This window comes from Paenibacillus sp. UNC499MF, from assembly GCF_900107975.1.
Classification (GTDB): Bacteria; Bacillota; Bacilli; order Paenibacillales; family NBRC-103111; genus Paenibacillus_F.
Window position 1 is genome coordinate 79,204 of the sequence record NZ_FNVF01000015.1, and the last position, 21,237, is coordinate 100,440.

The following is a 21,237-nucleotide window of genomic DNA, read 5'->3' on the forward strand; positions in this document are numbered from 1 at the left end:
TATAGATGAATAGTCGTCCAACGCATTAATGGTTGAATATTACTTTATATTACGACATGTTAACAGGATGGAGCATGCAGACATGGAAGGGTCTTATTTTCGCCCTGTATTTTCTTAATTATTGGTATTTAAACAAGCCGCCCTGCTCATATCCTTTTACGAAAGTACGTTTACTTGGGGGGAATTATATGGCTGATGTGTTTGTTTCCCGTTCGTTGGAGGAAATTAGATTTTGGTCGCGCATTATGAAAGAGCATTCTTTTTTCCTGCGTTTAGGATTCCGAAGCGAAGACACCCAACTCATAAATGAAGCCAACCATTTTTACCGTACGTTCGAAGCGATTGAGCAGAAGGCACATTCCTTTCCCGAAGAAACGGATCCGGCTGTGATCTGCACCTTTAATCAAGAAGTACACACAGCCGCTTCGCATATTTGGGTTTTTAAACGAAAAGTACTCGGCCTCATTCTGACTTGCCGGCTTCCGGGGCAAACGAACTTTCCTCTCTTAGTGGATCATGTCAGCAGAGAAGCAAGATATTTCCGCAATCGTTTGGAAGAATTGAATCAAGGGAAGCTAGAGCCGCTTCAAGATGCCATTATTGATGAAAATGTTTTTTTCTTACGCATTATGGCGGACCATGCAAAATTTATCGGGCATCTGCTGGACCCTTCCGAGCGGAAGTTAGTGGAACAAGCCCGGGATTTCAGCCATGATTTCGATCAATTGTTATATCAGGCCAGGGATATGGACTCGATGCGCCCTCAATCTCAGACAGCGCCGTTGTTAAACCAATTTCTTGATCAGAATCGGGTATCGGTTGCGTCACTAAAGGATTTCAAGAAAACCGCAAGAGATTTAATTGAGCAATGCAAAATAAAAAGCATCATCCATCCTTTATTGGCAGACCATGTTTTTCGTGAAGCGGAAAGGTTTCTGGAGATCATCGAGATGTTCGAGCGGTCTTTGACAGGCGTAAGCGGCGGCGTTAATCCTGCTTTCCATCATTAGGTAAAAAGACAGATTCCTTAACGGCTTCGATACGCAATCGGCTGGTGTCGAGCATCCACTGCCCTTCCCGCAGAAGGCGGGGCGTAACCTGTGCCTCGACGGCTTCATAGATGGATGCTTTGTCGGCCGGAGTTACGTCCGGAAAGAAATGCTCGGCGAAACTGTCGAGCCAGAACCGGACTCCCTTCTCTCCTTTGAGCGGAGTGGGCTTGTCGAAGTGCTGAGCCAGTGTGACCCGGAAGCCGGTCCGCTCCAGCAGACCGGCGTACTGGCCGATCGTGGGCAAATACCACGGATCCCGCCCCTCCCACACATACCCATGCTCCACCAGGGCCTTCTCGATGGCTGTGGTCAGTACGGCTACGTTGCCGCTGCCGGCGAATTCCGCAACGAATCTGCCGCCGTCCCGAAGGGCCAGCCAGATGGTACGGGCGGCAGCGGGAGCATCCTTGATCCAATGCAGCGCCGCATGTGAAACCACAGCGTCATAGCGGACATCGGTCCTGAAACGGCTGGCATCTCCCACTTGAATCTCCAGCCCGGGATGTTTCTTTCTCGCCCGCTTCACCATTTCCTGCGATAGATCGATGCCCGCAGGTATAGCACCGGCAGCCGCGATCTCGGACATCAAATCCCCGTTCCCGCATCCTATGTCCAGGATCCGCTCACCGGGCTGCGGCTGCAGCAAGGACAAGACTCCGGCTCCCGGGTTCGTACTAAAATTTTGATTAACTTGAGACAATTTCGAATGGAAAGGATTGGTGTCGGATTGGCTGCACATAGAGGTAAAATCTCCTTCTGTTTATAATTGGCGGGAAAGCTGAATCATCCACGCATCTTTTATGGATTATACGGATGGATGATATCCACAATATATCAAAGGATTGCTCTTTGCCTTAGGTGTAACAAGAACAATTCCACCGGACAAGCACCCGGTAAGTCCTTTATCATCACCCGGCATTGACCGTTTGTAACTGTGACGCTCCGGTCATTCCGCTTTAGGCGATTGGAGCACTTTTATAATTATGGACTTCATGCATCCATGATAGCTGCGAATACTTCGGAATGTCAAGCGTCTTTTTGAAAGCATTTGAAGCAGTTGGTTGTATCCCGGTGCCCGGCTTTAGAAAGTTTAAGATGTTTCCAAAATCATCTTAGCCGCTTGGATCTGACTCATAATCCGCTGTTGAAAGAGCTTTACTGCTCGGAAAATAAACTATCGGAACTCCGTACAGACTGCAATCCGATGTGAAAGAACGGGTGTATTCCGATAACCTCATTTTTGAACCGGACCATTCGATCGATGGAATGGGAACTTTTCGATATGACAGATCCTTCTGTTCTTATCAAATGACTTTGGACTATAAGGGGAAGGAACTGTCCGTCAGAGTCGATGTACCCGCTAAAGCGGGTATGATCCGCCTGTCGTCTGTGATCAGCAGAACCTGGGAGCGGTGACTCTCTCGTCAATGGTAAGAATGACTCTTTAGGCCAAATAAAAAAGTCCCCGATGCAGGGACTAAAATGTATACGCTCGTTTCTTTGCTGATAAAGGTATGCCGGGCGGTCTGCTTAAGCGATGACCGCAGGCAGAATATGATCTTTTATCAGCGTCCATCTGTCACGGGGCTGCACGATAAATTCGGACACAATGGCAACGATCAGTTCTTTCCCGGGTATACAGCAAAGGACATTCCCGCCGTCGCCCAGCGCCATATAGGCATAAACTCCGCCTTCATCGCGCAGCCACCACAAATAACCGTAATGATTCTCATTCATTGCTGTCGATTCATCAATCCATGTTTCCGAAATAATCCGGGTGTGATCCCAGAAGCCGCGGTTCAAATAAAGAAGACCGAAACGCGCCATATCGCGGGGAGTGAGCGTGAGTCCCCAGCCTCCCGTGGAGTTGCCGTCGGGATCGTTAACCCAACCCCTTACTCCCGTCCCGAATAAGTCCTCGAACCCGAACGATTTCATTCCGTAATCCGGAATCTTTTGCATACCGATGGCGCTGAATAACCGTTCGTTGGCAAACTCCCGTGCACTTCTGCCTGTACTGCGGGTGATGATGCCCGAAAGCAGGTGCGCCCCCGCCGTAGAATACTTAAATGCTCCGATCTCACCTTTTTGACCCAGCATATCCAGCGTGTACTTTACCCAATCCGGCTGCATACACATCTTGTCGAGCGGTTCATGCCAATCCTCAAACGGATAGGGAGCCGTCATCGTAAGAAGGTGGCGCAGCGTGATGTCACGTATGTGCCCGTCAGCGGCATCGGGAATATAGTCGGGATAAAAATCCAGCACCTTCTGATCCGCATGTTTAATAAAACCCGCGTCTATGGCAATCCCGATCAGAGCGGACAAAATACTTTTCGTAACCGATGCCACATGGTGCGTATCATCCGGTCCGTGACCGTTGTAATAGTTCTCATAGGCAAGAAACCCTTTCCTAACGATAACCATTCCGTTTATGTTGCCGTACCCGGATCGTACAACAGGTTCGAGTTCTGCAAGCTTTTCCGGGTCCATTCCCAGAGCTTCCGGATCTTCGGCTTGCCATTTTTCAGTCGGCCAGCAGCTGTTTCGCATGATCCACACCTCCCTATGTATTGTCAGTGTATAAGCCGTTTCTTCTTTACCGGAACATACACTTCGGTAACGATATCCCCCGACACCTCGGCCTGGTGGGGATCGGTTACATATACTTCGTAGGGCGGCCTCACCCATTCATAGCCTTCATTCGCTATCCATTCCGTAAGCCTGGCATAAACCGGTCTTAATTCCGGGTAGGAACCGTTCCATACGGACTTCGCGCACAGACCTCCCGGCAAATCCCGCGTCCCCTTAACCGCCTCCGCAATCGGGATCGCAAACTCCGTATCACTGCCCGCAGGATCGTAATCGAGGCTGTGATAAATCGTCATCGGCGTCCCCAGCATGGTGAGCTTTTCGGCGGCAATCTTCTCGTACAGCCTGCTAAAATACTCCGCATAGCCCGAGGCAAAGTCATCTCTGCTTAACATCTGACGCGTAAAAAGGATATTCACGGGCAGGGTTTCAACAAGCTGCACTTCTATTTGGTCCACGTGTGACATCAGGGGTATGCCCTTCTGCAAATGGACGATGTCCGTACTTATCTGATTCAGCGTGTATTCCAAAGCATTCAGCCTCTCCCGGATTTCCTTCCTTTTGCGGCCAAGAGCCGAATAAAGCTTCTCTTCCGAATGATCCTCTTCCGATTCCAGCAGCGCTTTGATTTCTTCGAGAGAAAAATGATATGATTTCAAACGGTTAATCAGAAGCATCTTTTTCAGCTGGCCGATGGAATAGTACCGGTATCCGTTTTCGGGGTTAATCTCATCGGGTTTAATTAATCCGATTTCATCGTAATATCGAAGCGTTTTTGTGGATACTTCGCATATTTTCGAAAATTCCCCAATCGATAGCAAGCGATCACCTCCATTCATCCGGTTATTTAAGAGTTTAAGAGCTGAGCTGTGCGGCGGCTCTGTGCCTTTGTTCTACTTCACTGTACAGCTTCCCCTAAGGGCAAAGTCAACGGCCGATTAGCGGCCTCCTCCTGTAAACGATGTCTTTTGCTTGGAGGAAACGTTTATTGTCACCGCAGCAGACACACGGCAAAAAAAAAATGTGACCATATTCCGGCCTGGGCCGTCTAACTAGTATAAATATAAGCTTACAAGAAAGAGGAGTGTGGAAAGTGGATTTAACGAAACTTGCGGTTAAAGCGATAGCCGGCGACCGTGAAGCTTTTGTCAGCCTTGTCAGGCAATCGGAGGATTCTTTACACCATATGGCCAAATCCATTTTGGGAAAAGACGAGGATGTCGCCGATGCGCTGCAGGAAACCGTATTCAAGGCGTACAAAGCGATTCCTTCCCTGCGCGAGCCGAAATTTTTTAAAACCTGGATGTTCCGGATTCTCATAAATGAATGCCATACGATTCTTGCAAACAGGTCCCGAACCGCAGCTTACTCGGAAGTACCGGCAGCCTCTTCCGTTTCCGATGAGTACGATAAAGTGGATTTGAGAGAAGCGGTAGACCGGTTGGATGAGAACCAGCGTATCGTTGTCATTCTGCATTATTTTGAAGATTTGCCCCTGCGCCAGGTGGCAAGCGCCCTGAACATTTCGGAGAGTGCCGTCAAAATGCGCCTTTCCAGAGCGCGCGATACCCTGCTGAAACAATTTAAAATCCTTCGCGAAGGGAAGATCAATTATGGATCCGTTTAACCTTGGGAACGAATTAAAAAAACTGAAAGAAGTGAAATCCGCAGATATGGCTATTTCATCGCTTGTCCGCTCTCGCCTGGATGAAACCTACGCTTCACTCCCGGATAGGGCTTCCACCCGCATGCATAAACCGAAGTCCCGTCTGCGCCGGATCGCCTCTGTTACTTCAGCGGCTGTTATCGTCGGTGCGGCGCTCTTCGCTTCCGGCTTCGTGTCTCCCGTAATGGCAAGCTCGATCAAGAGTATTCCTATACTCGGAAGCCTCTTCAGCTCCATTGAAGGCGATATCGGGCTTCGCAACGCCGGCGACCTCGGGCTTGCTTCACCCGTGAACAAAGAGGTATTTTACAAGGACGTTAAGCTTGAGGTAACCGAAACGGTCTTCGACGGAAGCCGGGCCGCCTTCTTGCTCAAAGTGTCGGCTCCAAATCTGCGTGATGGCAAGTATAATAACGGAAAAAAGACAGTGAATCTTAATAACGCCATTGACAACGTTATTTTCAGCGTAGACGGGAAACGGCAGGGTGATCCGGGTTCTATTCTGAAAGGCGGATTCTTTGCGGGAGCCGGGGAAGCAAATCCGGACATGCTGATCTTCGAAGAAGTGCTGGACACATCCGGCTCCCGCTCTGTTCCCGATTCGTTCAATGCCGAAGTAACGCTCGTCTTGGACGGGATCGATCACGAGTTTAAACTGGATGTCCCTTTCCGTAAGTCCACGGACCGGATCGTTAACAGGAATCCGAATTCGGCTGTCACCAAGGATGAGCTTACATTCTCGGTATCCGCTCTGCAAGCGACGCCTTTGACGACCCGCATTTATTCTTCCATAGCCTTGGATAAAGTCTCCGCTTTGAATGTGAAAGAAGAAAACAGATTGCGCCGGATCGGTATAGCGGTTTTCGACGATCAAGGCCGGCAGCTGCCCTCTTTGAACGGGGATGGCGTATATGAAGGGAATCGACTGAACTTTGACAACCGGTACGCCTCAACACCCGGGAAGACGGGCTATTTAGTTTTAAAACCTTTTGTGATCAAGGATGATTTTACGGAAAAGGTGCATGAGGATCAGTACATCAAAGGGCTTGAAATGAAAATCGACGTGCATGCTGCCGACTGAACGGGGGAAATTCGAAACTGATGTCTATCCAATTTACAATTGAGTCCTACTTCATACTGATACCGTTATTTTTGATTTTCCTGGTCGCTTTGTTTGAGATTTCAAAATTTAAAAAACGCAAGTTTACAGGTATGCAGTACATCTTGCTGATTTCATTTTGCATCTATACATCGGCAGTCATTCATTTGGTCTTTTTTCCGATTGACATCAATATCGGGCTGTATGCCAATCAGACGCCGTGGTATAAAACGATTAATTTTATTCCGCTTCTGACGCTTGACATAAAGACTTTTGTCCTGAACGTCCTTATGCTCGTACCGCTGGGCATTTACCTGCCTCTCTTGAACCCTAAATACGGCACCGTTACGAAAGCGGCGAAACTGGCACTGGTTGTAAGCCTCTCCTTAGAAGTATTGCAGTTGGTCATTCGGATCACTCTGGGTAACGGAAGGAGCACGGATATAAATGACCTTCTGGCCAACACGCTCGGGGGAGTCCTTGGCTTTCTTATCTACAGGATGCTGATGCGGTCGGCCGCTATCCGGCGTCTGGCAGACAGGTTCAAGTTGTAGCGTCCAACCCGGCGGGTTTACCGGGCTGCTCAATTACCTTCTCCCCATAAGATTGCATAATGATCTGATTTATAGTATATCTATTGGTGACCTGTACTCACCGGAAGGAGAGTGTAATTTGTGAGGGAAACCTGTGTTCCGTCCGGCGTGGCACTGAAAGACACCGGGTTCGGATATACGCTGTCCATAATAGGCGGCAAATATAAGATGATCATTATGTATTGGCTGGCCGAGAACAAAGTGATGCGGCACAATGAGCTGAAACGAAGTATCGGAAGCATTCCCTATAAAACACTGAGCGTCATGTTAAAAGAAATGGAAGCGGACGGACTTATCCTGCGCGAGGAATTTCCCCAAGTGCCGCCTAAAGTTGAATATTCCTTAACGGAACGCGGCCTGTCTCTCCTTCCCTTATTAAACATGATGTGCGAGTGGGGAGAAAACAACTTGCCGGCTCCGCAAACCGGACAGCGATAAGGCTGACGAAATCAAAAGAAGTATCTCCCCATGGGGAGATACTTCTTTTTTTGCAGCTCTAAAGCAAAGGCGCCTGTTACAAATGATCAATAAAATTTATATAATTTTGTGCGCTTTTTTCCAGCAGGCTCCCCGGAGGCTCGTTTTCATGGCCGGGTTCATTTTCACCGGGCTCGTTTTCCGTACCGTAGTGGGCGAAAAACGAACGATAATCCGCCTCGCAGTAAAGGAAGGTCGTTTCAAACGGGGCTAATAGCTGCTCCAGCGTATAACGGTACCGCCCCTCTTCCCTGTAATCTTCTCTTTTAATCCCCGCGGATACAGCTAGAGCGGCTTTGCGGTTCTTTAATTTATCGCCGCCCGAACCATAGGCCCAGCCGTATGCCAAAACGTCGTCCAGCCATTTTTTAAGAAGGGGCGGACAATTGAACCAATAAATAGGGAACTGCAAAACAAAGCTGCCGTGCGACTCAATTAACCGCTGTTCCTTCTCCGCATCGATCTTCCCGTCCGGATAAGCCTTATGCAGGTCATGCACCGTATATTTTTCCGGGAATTTGCTCAGTTCTTCTATCCACCGCTTATTGATGACAGATGTCTCCAGACTGGGATGTGCAACGATAACAAGTGTTTTCAGGGCTTCGTCCTCCTACAGGTGTATTTACCTCTAGAGTATAAAGGCCCTGTTGCAAATACGTAAGTATGCACTTTTAGAACATGTACTTACCTAAAGGTAAGTGTGAGAGCTGCCCATCCTTCGCTTTCTTGTTGAAACTAAAAAAACCCTTACCCGCCTTTTGAAGACCGGTAAGAGTTTTTTTATGAATAACTCGTTTCCTTTACGGGCACAGGCGTCTTCGGGGATTCGGAAAAAGTTACGGCGTAGGCGTACCGCCGTTGGCGTTAAGAGTCTCTCCGCTGATATAGCTGGATTCCTGACTGGCCAAGAATACAAAGGCCGGGGCCATTTCGGCAGGCTGGCCGGGACGTCCGAGCGGCGTATTCGCTCCGAATTCCGCCAGTTTCTCGGTCGGCTGCCCTCCCGCTACCTGCAGGGGAGTCCATACGGGGCCAGGCGCCACCACATTCACCCGGATGCCTTTGCCCGCTACCTGCTGTGCGAGTGCTTTGCTGAAAGTATTGATCGCCGATTTCGTAGTCGCGTAATCCAGAAGTATCGGTGACGGCTTATACGCCTGAATGGAAGAAGTATTGATAATGGAACTGCCCGGCTTCATGTGTCCGATCGCAGCCTTGCAGAGCCAGAACAGAGAATAGACGTTAGTCTTGAAAGTGGCGTCGAATTGATCGGTCGTCAGATCCGCAATGTCCTCCACGAACTGCTGCTTGCCTGCCACGTTGGCAAGAATATCGATTCCGCCCAGTTTTTCCACCGCTGTCGCAATCAGCTGCCCGCAGTACTGCTCGTCCTTCAGGTCGCCTGGAAAAGCGACGGCTTTCCGGCCCGCTTCTTCGATCAGCTTGACGACTTCCTGCGCGTCCGCCTCTTCCTCCGGCAAGTAAGACAGAACCACATCGGCGCCTTCACGGGCAAAAGCAATCGCCGCCGCGCGTCCGATTCCGCTGTCGGCTCCCGTGACTACCGCTTTGCGGCCGGTTAGTCGCCCGGTGCCGCGATAGCTGGTCTCTCCCGCGTCGGGTACGGGAGTCATTTTGTTCTGAAGCCCCGGTTCAGGCTGTTTTTGCTTCCATTCAGGTGAAGCCTTCGGATATTGAGTCGTTGGATCCTGCACGGTATTCTGGTTTTGATCCGGCATAGTGAAGTCCTCCTCTTGGTCGTATCTGTATCGTTCGACAGTTGACGTAAAAGTGATTAACACTTCTCTTTGTAACCAAGATGGAGGACATTTAAACGATAGGTACGGCGGTCTTGGATCAGTGCGCCTGTCACGGCAGCCCTTTTCAAGCGATCTGTCAAGGGATTGCCGGATTTTTGCAGTACGCGGTGCCGGATGCCCATGACGGTGGTCAGCCAGTCCGATTCCAGCCGCCTAGGATTGAACCATGAACTCGATAACCGGATAGGAAACCACATGGCGATCCCGGTAGGTAAGGAGAACAAGATCTTCTCTTGAACTCATAATGCCACGGTGTAAAATGGCTGTCTTAAACCCGCGTTCAATCGCTCCATTGTAGGTAAATAAGACGCAATTGCCGGCGTCAAAGCCCGCTACCACGACCAGGCCGATCTCGCGATCAAGCAAAATCCGTTCCAGATCCGTTTGCCAGAAAGCGTTGGAGAACGTTTTCTTCACAACAAGATCATCCTGCTCCACTACAATCTCAGGGATAAACCGGAGCCGTTCAGGAACCGCGTCTTCCTCGTCTTCCGCCCCTTCCACATCCTGGATATGAATGACTTGGTGGCCGCCTGACCGCAGAATTTGAGCCGTATGATTTATATACTCGCTTGCGGCTGCGACCGGTTGATCCTGAAGAAATTCAATTTGCATATCGACGATTAAAAGGGCAATTTTCATGGATTCACTACCTCTCATATACTGGAGCTTTTTTTCTACACTATAGCAAAGCAAGAATAAAGTTGTATATGGATTTATCGGGTATAGCTGATCTTTATCCGGAATACGGAAAAGGCAGCAGGTCTCTATGACCGGCTGCCTTGGTAAATTGCGGGCTGTTTTAATGCGGGAGGGGCTGTATCGGATATGCCGGCTTTCATTTGTTTGTATGGTTCGGCCCGGCATAGAAGCTATCCAGATAATTGTGAAGCAGGGAGACGAGATCTCGGCCGTCTTGCTTTACTGAAATTACTCCCTTGTCTGCATCTGAATTTGCCGGGCAACCTTTTCGCCCAGTTCCTTCGAAGCTTGGTATAAATAACTCAAGGCAATATTTTGCGTTTCTCGGGATATACCCGCAAGATCGGCGGAAAGATTCCCTGCCAGATGCTCCTGCTGCACAGGCGGCAAAGCGCGGTAATACTGCCCGGCCTGCGTAAAATCATCCGGTTTGGACAGGTCTGACCGCATAAGACGGCCCTCCACATATCTACCGCTGCCGCTGGTCACAAGAGAGTCGGGCAGCCAATTCGCCTGATGGTTGACCGGAATGCTGCGGAAATCTGGTCCCAGCCGCCGGCGCTGTGAATCCCAATATATATTTGCGCGTCCCTGCAGCATCTTATCGTCCGACAATTCGGCTCCGTCCAGAAGATTGGAAGGCGAGAAGGCAATTTTCTCCACTTGCTCCATATAGTTGTCTGGATTGCGGTTCAACACTAACCGGCCGACCGGCACCAGAGGATACTGCCGTTCATCCCAGACTTTGGTATCATCTAATGGGTCAAAAGGAAGCCGGGCTTCGTCACCGGGATTCATAAGCTGCACATGCAGCCCGTATTCCACGGTTTTTCCCGCCGCCAGGGTATCGTACAAATCTTTGCCCGCAACATCGGGATTCTCCGTCAACCGGGCCGCTTCCTGACGATCTATACCCTGAACGCCGGCGCACGGAATCCAGTGGTATTTCACATAAGTGCGTACACCACCGGCGTTCCTCCATACATAGGTGTTTACGCTATGGCCCGGGATGTGGCGAAAACTCTTGACCGTACCCGCGTCCGAGTAGAGCCGGACCAGGAAATGCGTCGATTCGGGCGCTCTGACGACGAAACTCCAAAACCTTTCCGGATCGATCAGGTTATTAACCGGCGAGGGCAAGAAGGCTTTAATGGACTCCGGAAAGCGGATGGCATCCCGCACGGAAAAAACGGGAATATGATTGCAGACCAGATCGAATACGCCTTGTTCGGTATAAAACTTGGTGGAGAACCCGCGTACGTTGCGGGAAGTATCCGGAGTGCCTTTATTGCTTACGGCGAGGGAAAATCTTACGGTGACGGGGACCTGCTGACCCACATTCTGCAGAAATCCGAGTTTTGTGTAAGCTGCCATGGAATGAGCGGTCTGAAAGTAACCGAAAGCGCCGTAGCCTTTAACGTGAACCGGTCTTTCTAAGATTTTTGTATGTACAAAAGTTTCCAGGGTTTCGTGTAAAATATTGTCCTGTTCCAGTACAGGTCCTCTGTCCCCTACCGTCTGGGAATGATAAACAGCAGGTATATCTCCCGCCCGCCGGGCAGAAAAGTGATCTTGGGCAGACTCGTTTCTGAGTACATTTTGCCCCGCTGGTCTTTGCGGAGGAACGCCTTGCGGAGCCCTGGTGTCCGGTTGAAACCGTCCGTTGATTCCTTCCATCCTCATCCTCCTCACACGTCCGATTTTTTTGCGGCTACCCTATTGTATATGTTGTACTTCGGAGCATTTATAACCCTCCGTTCCCTATATTCGTGGAAGGGGCGATGATCATCCCCTCCTCCCTGCTCGGTTACATCACGAACGGTGATTTTAAGGGCAGCGTGTCAAAGCTCGTTCCCGGCCGCAAGCTTAACTTCGTCACGCTCCGTTTACGCAAACGCGCTTAGGCCGCTAACGACAAAGAAGATCACTCGGGGAGTGATCTTCTTCTTATCTATAGGGTGTAAAACGCCGAACCGCATGTTCTACTGAATCGTTTCCAGGTGCTCGACTAGGCGATCCCATGTCTCGGTGATGCCCTGCAGCATTCCCATATCCATGACCTGCTTCAAGCTTTCGGCCGATGCATATTCGGCTGTGCTGATGACTTTGGTGCCGCCTTCGACTTCAACAAAGTTCAACGTGCAGAAAGTAGCCGGCATGTTTTCCGCAACATTGCCTTCCGCGTCAGAGAAATAGTCGGTATACACGATCTTCTCGGGCGGCTGAATTTCACTGTATACCGCCTTGCCCCACGATTCCATGCCATAGAAGTCGCCTTGATTCTTGTCCTCGCATTTCATACAATAATGCCAAACGCCGCCGACACGGAAATCGACGTTAATTACCGGTATAGTCCAGCCTCTCGGACCCCACCAGTGCTTGAGATGTTCGGCCTGCGTGAAGGCCTGGAATACCAGCTCGCGTGGAGCCTTGAATACACGCTCAAGTGTCAGGGTCTTGTCTTCTACCTTGGAAGTAATTGGGGTTGTCATCCTACATTCCTCCTCGAATTGGTCCTTCTTTTCATCTTTTGCTCTCAGTCCTGCCGGTCTTCTTCGTTTGCCGGGTTCTGCAGCTTCTGTAAATAGTCGTCCAAACGGTCGAATCGTTCTTCCCAGATGACGCGGTATCTCTCCAGCCATTCGTCCAGCTCCTGAAACGGTTCCGGCTGAAGGCTGTAGATCCGCCGATTCGCATCTACCTGCGCCTTGACAAGGCCCGCTTCGCTCAAAACGCGCAAATGCTTCGATGCCTGAGGCTGGCGCAGCAGAAGGCGCTCTGCAATATCCCCTACCGTAAGCGGACGTTCTCGCAGCAGTTCCAATATCAGCAGCCGGTTCGGCTCAGCAAGAGCACTCATGACGCGAGCGTCCATCGTCATCCTCCATTCTGTGTCGGACTTGTATGTAAGAGTCTGAGGGTGTTTTCACGATTGCTTTTCTTGCTGAATTGAATATACCATATAAGGAATATTCCTGTAAAGGAATATATTTGATTAAATTTTTTCAACGGATTCTGTACACGTTTCTGCCGGATTAATCGCCGTTCCCTTCTTTACGATTCGTAAAGAAAAGGTAGTCTCTTTTCCTGCAAGCTTGGGTAATTATTTCAAAAATCGGTTTGTATTCTGACGAATCGTTTGAATTTATACGCTCTATGTAACGAATAGTTTTGATAGTCTATTCACATGCTATAATTTATCTAAGGAGGTTAGGTATGGATCCTATCGACTTACAAATTACCCGGCTGCTTGAAGAGAACGGGAGACTTTCTCACGAAGAGATAAGCAAATTGCTCCACATCTCCCGTCCGGCGGTTCATCAGCGAGTCGCGAAACTTGAAAAAAACGGAATTATTAGAGGTTATCGAGGCATCGTTGATTGGAGCAAGTTGGAACAAAAAATCAAAGCCTATATCTACGTAAAGATGAAGTGCCTGAACTTTAAGGAAATTTCGGGCCAAATCGTCGCCCTCCAGGTTCCGAATGTCACGATTCTGGAATGTCAGCGGCTTGCGGGAGAATGGTGCATGATGCTTAAAGTAAGGGTATCCGATCCCGGTCACATTACGAATTTAATCGATGAAATGGTTAAGATTGACGAAGTTCTGGAAACTTCCACGACTTTCATTTTGTCTACCGTCTATGAAAACGGACAGAAAGAAAATTGAGTCCGGACTATCCGTAATTTTCATGATAGAACCTGAAAGGAAGAAGAATATGAAACAACCTGCGGCGACAAAACTTCCTCAGGCAGGGGTTCCCCCATTTATGGCCATTACGGCCGCACTGCTCTTGGTTTACTTGTTCTGGGGCGGGACCTACCTGGGCATGAAGATTGCTATTGAAACGATCCCGCCTTTTACGATGGGAGGTATTCGTTTTCTTAGTGCTGGGTTCATCTTGTACATACTGGCACGATTCAAAGGAGTAAAACGCCCGAATGCCGGCGAATGGAAAGGAGCAGGAATTGCAGGAGCCTTGCTGCTGCTGGGCGGTAACGGGGTCGTCGCTTGGGCGGAACAGCGAGTCCCGTCCGCCGTCGCTTCCCTGCTGGTAGCTACGGTTCCTTTGTGGATGCTCGTATTCGGTTGGGCAGGCCCTAGCCGGAAAAAGCCCTCGGCAGGTGTCATGACGGGAATCGTACTCGGTTTCGCGGGAATCGTCATCCTCGTTCACCCGGGTTCATCTTCCGGCGGAAGTCTGGATATGGCAGGCATTGCCGCTCTCCTGCTCGCTTCCGTCTCTTGGTCAATCGGCTCTTTGTATTCGCGCAAAGCCAAGCTTCCCGAATCGCCGCTGCTGTCTACCGCCGTCCAAATGGTCGTCGGAGGAAGTTTGCTTTTAATCGTCTCACTTGTACTTGGCGAGTGGTCCGGCTTTCAGCCGGGTGCCGTTACCCTCCGTTCTTTCGCGGCCCTTGGATATTTGATTGCATTCGGATCTATCGTCAGTTATACGGCCTATATCTGGCTGCTGAAACATGCGGAACCCGTTCTGGTTTCCACCTATGCCTTTGTCAATCCCGTCGTCGCCGTATTTCTGGGCTGGTTCCTTGGCGGTGAACAGCTCTCCTCCAATTCGCTTACGGCCGCTTGCTTCATTGTAGCCGCGGTTGCCGTCATTACGGTTTCGGGAAAAAGCACAAGCGGGAGAAAATCAGCCCGACGGTCAGCTTCCGTTGCCGGCCGCGATTGAGCGGTATTCTAATCGATACGCTTCAACATAAAAACAAGCCATCCTTCGTTCGCTTTCCGAGGATGGCTTGTTTTCGTATGCATAGTAGATGATCGTCCAAGCAAAGAATATAAATCTTTCATATCTTATAGCAAATCTAGCGAAAGGAGAGAACAAGAATGCCATTCTCTACAGGTATAATTACGAATACAAGAGACGCAGGTACCGCATCTTCCAACATCGTGATGAACGTCAGAAATCTGGACCTTACAAACCCGGTAACCGTTACGGTGCAAATATTCGCTTCTGTGAATTCCACTACTTTCTACACGGCTTACCTGATCACGTACGTAGTTCCTGCAAATTCTTACAATGTCAGAGAATTTTTTATCGCCGGAAACGTCGCTTACGAAGTTCAAATTAACACAGCTTCCGTAGCAGCCCCCAACGCGTTGCTGTCCGTGTTCGGTATCGACGGATTCGGAAATCTTGTCACCGATCAGCGTATTCTTCAATCTGAACTGAGCTTTATTTCTTCCCTTAGTCCCGTGATGTAAAGGATTCCGCATTCTTCACAGTCTCTTTTGTGAAGAATCTACATAGGAGAGAATCAGCCGGATAGCTGCTATAAAAACTGCTGCTGCCGCTTACTCGGCATTGATTTTTTTGCTCGAAATCCAGTGATGGGTTGCAAGAAGGATCAGCAGGATCCAAAGGAGCGTTACTAAAGTATGCGCTAACGTTCCTGACGGGACCGATCCGTTAATCAGCATTTCCATGGCAAGCTTGCTCATACTCGCGGGATTGATTAAATCGATAAGCGGGCTTATACCCGCCAACATTCTGAAGCCGATAAGCAGAACAATGGCTAATAGGGCAATCATACTCTGTGTATTAAACAGGGCGCTGAGCATGGTTATGAAGGACGTAACAAATAAAATCCAAACCAGATACAGCAGCAAGGAAGCTATCATCAGTGAAAACGGAACCTTCGTATAAAGAAAAGTTACATATAAATAAGAAACGAAATATCCTATGGATACAGAAAAAGCGGCCATGGAATAATGGGTGGCGATTTTCCCCGTCAAATAGGAACGGACCGTTACAGGCCGTGTCAGGATAAAAGCCAGCATGCCGCTGCCCTTCTCGGTTTGAATAATCCCCATCATGGAGATGGCTAGAATAATCAGACCGAGCTGATCAAACTGAGATCCTAACGTGCCGGCCAGGACTTCCCCGCCTTGTTGGGCAGACAAGACCGGATCGATAGTAATCCCCTTCCCGCTCCCCAACGCTCCGAGAATAGATGGCAAGTAATACGTGACTAGGGGCTGAGTCATTCCCAATAAAATGAATACTATCGGCAGCCAAATCACTTTTAACTCGCGTATCAGTTGAATTCCTTCTTTTTTTACGAGCACTTGAAATGCAGTCATTTACTTCACCACCAGCTGCAGAAAGATTTCTTCTAACGTATCGGTATGGACTTCGAATTTTAAGATGTCTACTCCATGCATAAGAGCATTTTCCAGCAATCTGTTTTTATCGGTTCGGATATTTTCGACTTCTATATCCATCCTGTGTCCGGTAACCTCTATGTTTTTCACATAAGGCAATTTTTTTGCGGCGTCCATCCAAGTTAAATCTTTCGCTGTACATTGAATGCTCAGCTTGTTATTGTTACCGCGGCCGAAAAGTTCGGCAATCGTGGTATCCTCTATTTTGATGCCCTTTCTGATCATGACGAATCGTTCGCATATTTCTTCGGCATCGCTCAATATATGGGTGGACAATATAATGGTAGTATCTTGTTTGATCTCCCGGATCAGGTTCACCACTTCCCGCCGTCCGACCGGATCCAAAGCGGATACCGGTTCATCCATAACGAGGAGCGCAGGCTTGTGCAGCAGTGCCTGGGCGATACCGAGCCGCTGTTTCATACCGCCGGAAAAGGTGCCGACTTTTGCATTCCCCGCCTCGCCCAGCCCAACTTTGGTCAAAATCTCCGGAATGGACTTAGCTAATTCATCTTTGCGCAATCCGGAAAGTTGTCCCATGAACGCAAGCGTTTCCCGGGCCGTCATCCAAGGATAGAAATTGGGGTACTGCGGCAAATAGCCGATTTCTCTTTTCATCCGGGAGATCTTGTTTCCATTAAGCAAAATTTCGCCTTCGTCCGGTTCGATCATATCTGAAATCATTTTGATCAGCGTCGATTTTCCCGCTCCGTTCGGACCGATCAAGCCGACACATTCCCCTGCATTAAGCTCCATCGAGAAATCATGGACCGCTATTTTATCTTTGTACGCTTTCTTTACCCGCTTGATTTCCAATTTCATATTTTCACGTCATCCTTCCGGCCCAGCACGAAGTAAAGAATGGGACCCAATGTAGGCACGAAAAAGATGAGACAAGTCCATACGAGCACATTCTTTCTCGTCGCCCTGTGGCGGAATACATCAATTAAGGCAATCAAGACCAATAGGGTACCTATGGCTATAAACGGGAGAAGCATGGGCATCAAAGCCATGAAATCAAAGTCCTTTAATTCGTCAAACCCGTAGTGGAGCTTCATGCGTATCATTCCTTCATTTTATTATCGTTATTGATAATGATAATATAAACGATAAACCGTGTTCGTTGCAATACCTATTCTCATTATTTATAATAAGAATCAAAATAAGGAGCACCAATAAAACCAATTTAATCCCGTATAAGGAGAAAATGATGGCTAACAAAGTAGAAGTTTTAATGCATCCGGTAAGAATGAAAATCTTGCAGGTGCTCATGAGAAACAAAGACACGGGGCTGACATCCCTGGAAATGGTCAAACTGATTAAAGACGTGCCTCAAGCCACTCTGTACCGGCACATCCAGGTGATGCTGGATTCGGGGATCATACGCGTATTTAAAGAGAAGAAAGTGAAATCCGTCGTGGAAAAATATTATGTTCTGAATGAACTTGAGGCGAAGTTGAATGTCGAAGAATGGAAAAAAGCTTCTCATGAGAAGAAGCTTGATTATGTTTCTTATTACCAGCTCTCTCTTATGACTCAGTATCAAAGTTATCTCAAAAAATTAGAAGAACAAAACACCCCGGAAGACGACGGGGCCACCTTTTCACTGGTAGAACTGAAGCTGGGCGAAGAACAATTTAGCCGCTTTCAGAACGAATTAAATGAATTAATGACCAAGTATTATCATTCAGGCAGCGAAGATACGGGGGCACCGGTAAGGACAATCGCCTTTACGATTATTCCGGATGCTTAGAGGGCCGAGATGCAGCTAAAGCCTGCTTCACGTCCTCTCTGCTTCCGGTCCCCGGGCGGACCGAGTTAGAATTGTATGCGCCGCTTGAAATCATGAAGGGCTCCTTACCATCTCGAAGCTCAATTTGACGATAGCTTTTTACGTCTGACGCTGTAGTGTCTCATCGAACGAGGGACACCTTTGATTTCAAGAATACCTGCATAAATCAACTTCCTCAGCCGGTATTCGAAATAGGCGGCTCCGATAATTTGGTCACAGCAGCCTATCGCCTCTCCAATCAGACGGGCCGCTTTGAGAAAGCTGGAATCGGAAGCGGGTTTGAGGCGGTCCAGCGTTTCCAGCAAGTACGAGTCATAACAATCATCCGGCACCTCTGCCACTGCTCCGTCCCGCCAAATCCGAAGTGTTCCTTTTTGCTCTAAGAGAGCCTGCCATTCCCGCTCCAGCTTGGCCCTATCCGCATCATTCAGGCAGCTGCTATCGTCCATACGGACAAGTGCCGTCTGCAGATGGTTTGCCGGAATCTCCCCCCGAGTATTTAAAACGGTGAGTTACATCCGGAGAATTAATGAGCTCCTCACAGATTTGACATGTATCGTATACCGCTAAACCATTGGGACGGCCGCTCATCAAACGGACCGCGTGCAGCATCCCGATCCGCTCGCATGCGTTGCGGCTGGTCCAGACGATTGCCTTCGCCTGATGCGGAATCTTGCTGACCCTATCCAGTAACTGTTTGTACTCTTCATCAGAGTCATCAAAGACTTCACAGTCTTCTGAAATATGGTCCTGAAACCAGTCCCGTCTTGCTTTCCGTCCTTCGTATGAATCCAGCTCGCCAAGCGGTCCAATGGCGTAGTTATCCGGCAGAATAATCAACTTGTGTGTGCCCTTCCAGTTGAGCTGCTTCAAAGCCGCTTTCATAAGGCCCGCAAAGGAATCGCCTGCAACAAAATGGACATGGGTACAGGCCGGATCCGGGTCCCAGGCGGCTCTTTTCTCTGCGGATTCAATTAAATCGTCATATATCTCAATGAGCTCGGATATCGCTGTTCCCGGTGGCGCTTCCTCTTCCTTCAGCTTCCTGATTTGTTTCAAAGCAAATGCCAGATAAAGCTTCGCGCCCTGTCCTCCCAAACTATCGATTGCCCTCGCGATACCCGGTCTATCTCCCATCCTTATCATCCCTTTCTTTCCTGGGCTATCTCCCCATACAAAATATCGCTTTACACGGTTATCTAAAATAATTCAGTAAAACCGACACAATCACCAGAACGATAGGACCAATCACCGCGAACCCGATAAAAACGGCTAACAATTTATAAGGGGTCGATAATCCTTTTGCGCTTAAATGATCGATTTTTTCGTTTAAAATTCTTAGTTCTTTTAATATTTCCTTATTGATCTCCTCATTCATCCTGCATCCCCTCTTTCTTATGTAACCAAAAATAACCCGTTACCTTATTTTACCATAGTCAGGATTGTTGCTGCCTGTATCTATATTTAGAGCTAAATAATTACATCCCGAGATAATAGCCTTGCAAAAAAGACCTGCAGCTTTAAACTGCCGGTCTTTTCAAGTGTTGAGTGGAAGGATAAAAAGCAAGACTCAGCGGGAGCCGCTTGGCACGATTAAAAGAATACCGAGTGCGATAATCATCATAAATAAGTACCGTTCAAATTTTTCAGCGGAAATACGCTTGTTTAAGACGACACCAAGCCCCGTAGCCGCAAGAATAGCCGGTAAAGAGTACGCGTACAAAACAAGTGCGTCTGGTGTCCATAATCCGCCTAGTGCATGTCCGGTCACAACGAGTAAGCCGGATATAAGAAAATGGGCTTGCAGCGTGCCGCGGAAACGATCCGGATTCCAGCGCCGCAAAGTACCGTAAACAACGACCGGCACACCGTTAAAATTATAGGCGCTGCCCAGTACGCCGGAAGCAAAACCGAACGGCAGCACCCATCCGCGGTTATTAAGCAGAGGCTGTCCGATTTTCTGGGAAAGCATCTTCTTCAGCAAAGAATAGCAGCCGAAAATCATCAAGAAAACGCCAAGTGCGGAAGTAATCACTATGGCAGGAACCAGGTGAAGCAGGATAAGCCCGAAAGGAATTCCTATTATGGTGGATACGGCCAGTCGTATCAGAACAGGACGTTCGACATGGCGCCAACCGCCGAACACGGTAAGCAAAGCAACGGTCAGTCCCGCCAAACCGATCAGGGAAACCGACGTTTGCAGCGGCACCGGCAGCAAGGCCAGCAAAGGCATGCTCACGATCGCTTCCCCGAACCCGAACACGGATTTCATGAAGGCGCCCACAAAAACCGCAGCGACCACAAGCACGATCAGAGAGAGTGTCATTGTTCCCTCCCACCGGCCCGATAAGACAGCCTGTTCAACAATTTTGCATGGAACAAGAAATAATGCAAAGAACCCCTCCTTTTTGTACAGATCTATATAGTATCACATGATTATCTTATATAAAATGCGTGTTTTAACGAGTTTAATGCGCTATATAAGCGATTTAAATGGCATAACACAAGATCCTATACACTAAATTCTTTACAGGTCATTATAAATGAAACGAGGAGTTCTGGCGAGGTGTTCGCATTGAATTTTTTATTCCCAAAACATCTGGTCTACGTACAAATTTTCCGCCATACATTCTAAACGGAATAAATCATACGAACGAAGGGAGATTTGAGGATGAGGAAAAGTGTAATCACCGTTCTTTCCGGTTTTGCTTTATTGCTGGCCTTATCAGCGTCAGTTTCCGCGGTCGATGCCGCAGCGAAACCTAATTTTACTACGGAGACGGGATATGGGACGGAAGCTTTAAGGCCGTTTCAGGCAGTAACGTGGATGTTGTCATTAACGATTGGCAGCCGCATCATAAATTAAAAGTGAGGGTGTGTAAAAGCGGAGGAAGCTGTACGTCTTATAAAATCATCACAAATGAGGTTAATTACACCACCTTTACTAACTTGTCATCCGGCACTTACTATGGCGACGTAATCAAAGCAGAATATCCAAGTTTCCCAACATCAGGTTCTATTACTTTCAGTGTTTATTGAGGGGAAGATTGTATTGGCGGACAATGGGACAGTTACGTAACGACAACTACAACTCTTCCCGGTGTAGGTGTTCATATCGCTGTGGATTATGACGTTTCCAAATTCAAGGTTCGTTTATGCAGCCGGACACCGGCTGGATTGTCGTTAACACGCATCTGTAGCTCGGTACAGTTTGCAGCGCCTGCCCGGCATGACAGACCAAATGAAGGACAG

27 protein-coding genes are annotated in these 21,237 nt (G+C 48.6%); 11 read left to right on the top strand and 16 right to left on the bottom strand.

Going from position 1 to position 21,237, the window contains the following annotated elements:
- The first annotated feature begins 188 nt into the window (after positions 1-188).
- Entirely contained in the window at positions 189-1,010 is an 822-nt protein-coding gene (locus tag C4S74_RS22375) for a DUF2935 domain-containing protein (protein ID WP_103997590.1), read from the top strand.
- Here C4S74_RS22375 and C4S74_RS22380 read toward each other — a convergent pair.
- From C4S74_RS22380 to C4S74_RS22395, 3 genes are all read right to left on the bottom strand, one after another.
- Positions 988-1,791 (bottom strand): class I SAM-dependent methyltransferase, encoded by an 804-nt coding sequence (locus C4S74_RS22380; RefSeq protein ID WP_103997558.1) that lies wholly within the window; start codon positions 1,789-1,791, stop codon positions 988-990. The genes C4S74_RS22375 and C4S74_RS22380 overlap by 23 nt on opposite strands.
- 791 nt (positions 1,792-2,582) lie before the next feature.
- Positions 2,583-3,605, bottom strand: coding sequence for a serine hydrolase (locus C4S74_RS22390; RefSeq protein ID WP_103997559.1), 1,023 nt, complete (start codon positions 3,603-3,605; stop codon positions 2,583-2,585).
- A gap of 23 nt (positions 3,606-3,628) precedes the next feature.
- On the bottom strand, positions 3,629-4,465 hold the full coding sequence (locus C4S74_RS22395) for a MerR family transcriptional regulator (RefSeq protein ID WP_103997560.1): 837 nt from the start codon (positions 4,463-4,465) through the stop codon (positions 3,629-3,631).
- A 272-nt stretch (positions 4,466-4,737) separates the two neighbouring features.
- Here C4S74_RS22395 and C4S74_RS22400 point away from each other — a divergent pair, with 272 nt between their 5' ends.
- The 4 genes from C4S74_RS22400 (at position 4,738) to C4S74_RS22415 (ending at position 7,440) form a co-directional block, all read left to right on the top strand.
- A complete protein-coding gene (locus tag C4S74_RS22400) occupies positions 4,738-5,271 on the top strand; it encodes a sigma-70 family RNA polymerase sigma factor (protein WP_103997561.1) in 534 nt (177 codons plus the stop codon).
- On the top strand, positions 5,258-6,391 hold the full coding sequence (locus C4S74_RS22405; protein WP_103997562.1) for a DUF4179 domain-containing protein: 1,134 nt from the start codon (positions 5,258-5,260) through the stop codon (positions 6,389-6,391). Before C4S74_RS22400 ends, C4S74_RS22405 begins: the two co-directional genes overlap by 14 nt.
- Positions 6,392-6,534: 143 nt before the next feature.
- Positions 6,535-6,963, top strand: coding sequence for a VanZ family protein (locus tag C4S74_RS22410; protein ID WP_258042573.1), 429 nt, complete (start codon positions 6,535-6,537; stop codon positions 6,961-6,963).
- Positions 6,964-7,083: 120 nt separating this feature from the next.
- Entirely contained in the window at positions 7,084-7,440 is a 357-nt protein-coding gene (locus C4S74_RS22415; protein WP_103997564.1) for a helix-turn-helix domain-containing protein, read from the top strand.
- 76 nt (positions 7,441-7,516) lie between these two features.
- On the opposite strand, the gene C4S74_RS22420 is transcribed toward C4S74_RS22415, so the two are convergent.
- The 4 genes from C4S74_RS22420 to C4S74_RS22435 form a co-directional block, all read right to left on the bottom strand.
- Positions 7,517-8,077, bottom strand: coding sequence for an NAD(P)H-dependent oxidoreductase (locus C4S74_RS22420; protein WP_103997565.1), 561 nt, complete (start codon positions 8,075-8,077; stop codon positions 7,517-7,519).
- A 238-nt stretch (positions 8,078-8,315) separates the two neighbouring features.
- Entirely contained in the window at positions 8,316-9,218 is a 903-nt protein-coding gene (locus C4S74_RS22425) for an SDR family oxidoreductase (protein WP_103997566.1), read from the bottom strand.
- Positions 9,219-9,452: 234 nt separating this feature from the next.
- Positions 9,453-9,941, bottom strand: coding sequence for a cysteine hydrolase family protein (locus C4S74_RS22430; RefSeq protein WP_103997567.1), 489 nt, complete (start codon positions 9,939-9,941; stop codon positions 9,453-9,455).
- A 288-nt stretch (positions 9,942-10,229) separates the two neighbouring features.
- A complete protein-coding gene (locus C4S74_RS22435) occupies positions 10,230-11,678 on the bottom strand; it encodes a catalase (protein ID WP_103997568.1) in 1,449 nt (482 codons plus the stop codon).
- A 104-nt stretch (positions 11,679-11,782) separates the two neighbouring features.
- Between C4S74_RS22435 and C4S74_RS27125 the strand changes: the two genes are divergently transcribed.
- Positions 11,783-11,905 carry a hypothetical protein gene (locus C4S74_RS27125; protein ID WP_258042574.1) on the top strand — a complete coding sequence of 41 codons (123 nt, stop codon included), beginning with the start codon at positions 11,783-11,785 and terminating at the stop codon, positions 11,903-11,905.
- A gap of 78 nt (positions 11,906-11,983) precedes the next feature.
- Here the strand turns inward: C4S74_RS27125 and C4S74_RS22440 are convergent, their stop codons facing one another.
- Positions 11,984-12,493, bottom strand: a complete 510-nt coding sequence (locus C4S74_RS22440; RefSeq protein ID WP_103997569.1) for an SRPBCC domain-containing protein — start codon at positions 12,491-12,493, stop codon at positions 11,984-11,986.
- Between the two features lie 44 nt (positions 12,494-12,537).
- Positions 12,538-12,876 (bottom strand): helix-turn-helix transcriptional regulator, encoded by a 339-nt coding sequence (locus C4S74_RS22445; protein WP_103997570.1) that lies wholly within the window; start codon positions 12,874-12,876, stop codon positions 12,538-12,540.
- Between the two features lie 341 nt (positions 12,877-13,217).
- Between C4S74_RS22445 and C4S74_RS22450 the strand changes: the two genes are divergently transcribed.
- The 3 genes from C4S74_RS22450 (at position 13,218) to C4S74_RS22460 (ending at position 15,233) form a co-directional block, all read left to right on the top strand.
- Entirely contained in the window at positions 13,218-13,670 is a 453-nt protein-coding gene (locus tag C4S74_RS22450) for an Lrp/AsnC family transcriptional regulator (protein WP_103997571.1), read from the top strand.
- 49 nt (positions 13,671-13,719) lie between these two features.
- Positions 13,720-14,697 carry an EamA family transporter gene (locus tag C4S74_RS22455; protein WP_258042575.1) on the top strand — a complete coding sequence of 326 codons (978 nt, stop codon included), beginning with the start codon at positions 13,720-13,722 and terminating at the stop codon, positions 14,695-14,697.
- Positions 14,698-14,855: 158 nt separating this feature from the next.
- The gene (locus C4S74_RS22460) at positions 14,856-15,233 is read left to right on the top strand and encodes a hypothetical protein (protein ID WP_103997573.1); all 378 of its coding nucleotides are present in this window, start codon (positions 14,856-14,858) and stop codon (positions 15,231-15,233) included.
- A 90-nt stretch (positions 15,234-15,323) separates the two neighbouring features.
- On the opposite strand, the gene C4S74_RS22465 is transcribed toward C4S74_RS22460, so the two are convergent.
- The 3 genes from C4S74_RS22465 to C4S74_RS22475 are packed head-to-tail and all read right to left on the bottom strand — an operon-like array spanning position 15,324 to position 17,251.
- The gene (locus tag C4S74_RS22465; protein WP_103997574.1) at positions 15,324-16,112 is read right to left on the bottom strand and encodes an ABC transporter permease; all 789 of its coding nucleotides are present in this window, start codon (positions 16,110-16,112) and stop codon (positions 15,324-15,326) included.
- Entirely contained in the window at positions 16,113-17,015 is a 903-nt protein-coding gene (locus C4S74_RS22470; protein WP_103997575.1) for an ABC transporter ATP-binding protein, read from the bottom strand.
- Positions 17,012-17,251: a PLD nuclease N-terminal domain-containing protein gene (locus tag C4S74_RS22475; RefSeq protein WP_103997576.1), complete on the bottom strand. Its 240-nt coding sequence runs from the start codon at positions 17,249-17,251 to the stop codon at positions 17,012-17,014. Before C4S74_RS22475 ends, C4S74_RS22470 begins: the two co-directional genes overlap by 4 nt.
- 152 nt (positions 17,252-17,403) lie before the next feature.
- Between C4S74_RS22475 and C4S74_RS22480 the strand changes: the two genes are divergently transcribed.
- Positions 17,404-17,946: a helix-turn-helix domain-containing protein gene (locus C4S74_RS22480; RefSeq protein ID WP_103997577.1), complete on the top strand. Its 543-nt coding sequence runs from the start codon at positions 17,404-17,406 to the stop codon at positions 17,944-17,946.
- A gap of 119 nt (positions 17,947-18,065) precedes the next feature.
- Here C4S74_RS22480 and C4S74_RS27130 read toward each other — a convergent pair whose 3' ends face one another.
- The 4 genes from C4S74_RS27130 to C4S74_RS22495 form a co-directional block, all read right to left on the bottom strand.
- Complete coding sequence (locus tag C4S74_RS27130; protein ID WP_258042576.1) at positions 18,066-18,434, bottom strand: DUF3658 domain-containing protein; 369 nt, start codon at positions 18,432-18,434, stop codon at positions 18,066-18,068.
- Positions 18,424-19,083: a DUF1835 domain-containing protein gene (locus C4S74_RS27135; RefSeq protein WP_258042577.1), complete on the bottom strand. Its 660-nt coding sequence runs from the start codon at positions 19,081-19,083 to the stop codon at positions 18,424-18,426. The genes C4S74_RS27130 and C4S74_RS27135 overlap by 11 nt, the downstream gene beginning before the upstream one ends.
- Positions 19,084-19,180: 97 nt before the next feature.
- A complete protein-coding gene (locus C4S74_RS22490) occupies positions 19,181-19,363 on the bottom strand; it encodes a hypothetical protein (RefSeq protein ID WP_103997578.1) in 183 nt (60 codons plus the stop codon).
- Positions 19,364-19,555: 192 nt separating this feature from the next.
- Positions 19,556-20,311 carry a sulfite exporter TauE/SafE family protein gene (locus C4S74_RS22495; protein ID WP_103997579.1) on the bottom strand — a complete coding sequence of 252 codons (756 nt, stop codon included), beginning with the start codon at positions 20,309-20,311 and terminating at the stop codon, positions 19,556-19,558.
- A 345-nt stretch (positions 20,312-20,656) separates the two neighbouring features.
- Between C4S74_RS22495 and C4S74_RS22500 the strand changes: the two genes are divergently transcribed.
- Positions 20,657-20,851, top strand: a complete 195-nt coding sequence (locus C4S74_RS22500; RefSeq protein ID WP_103997580.1) for a hypothetical protein — start codon at positions 20,657-20,659, stop codon at positions 20,849-20,851.
- The last annotated feature ends 386 nt before the right edge of the window (positions 20,852-21,237 follow it).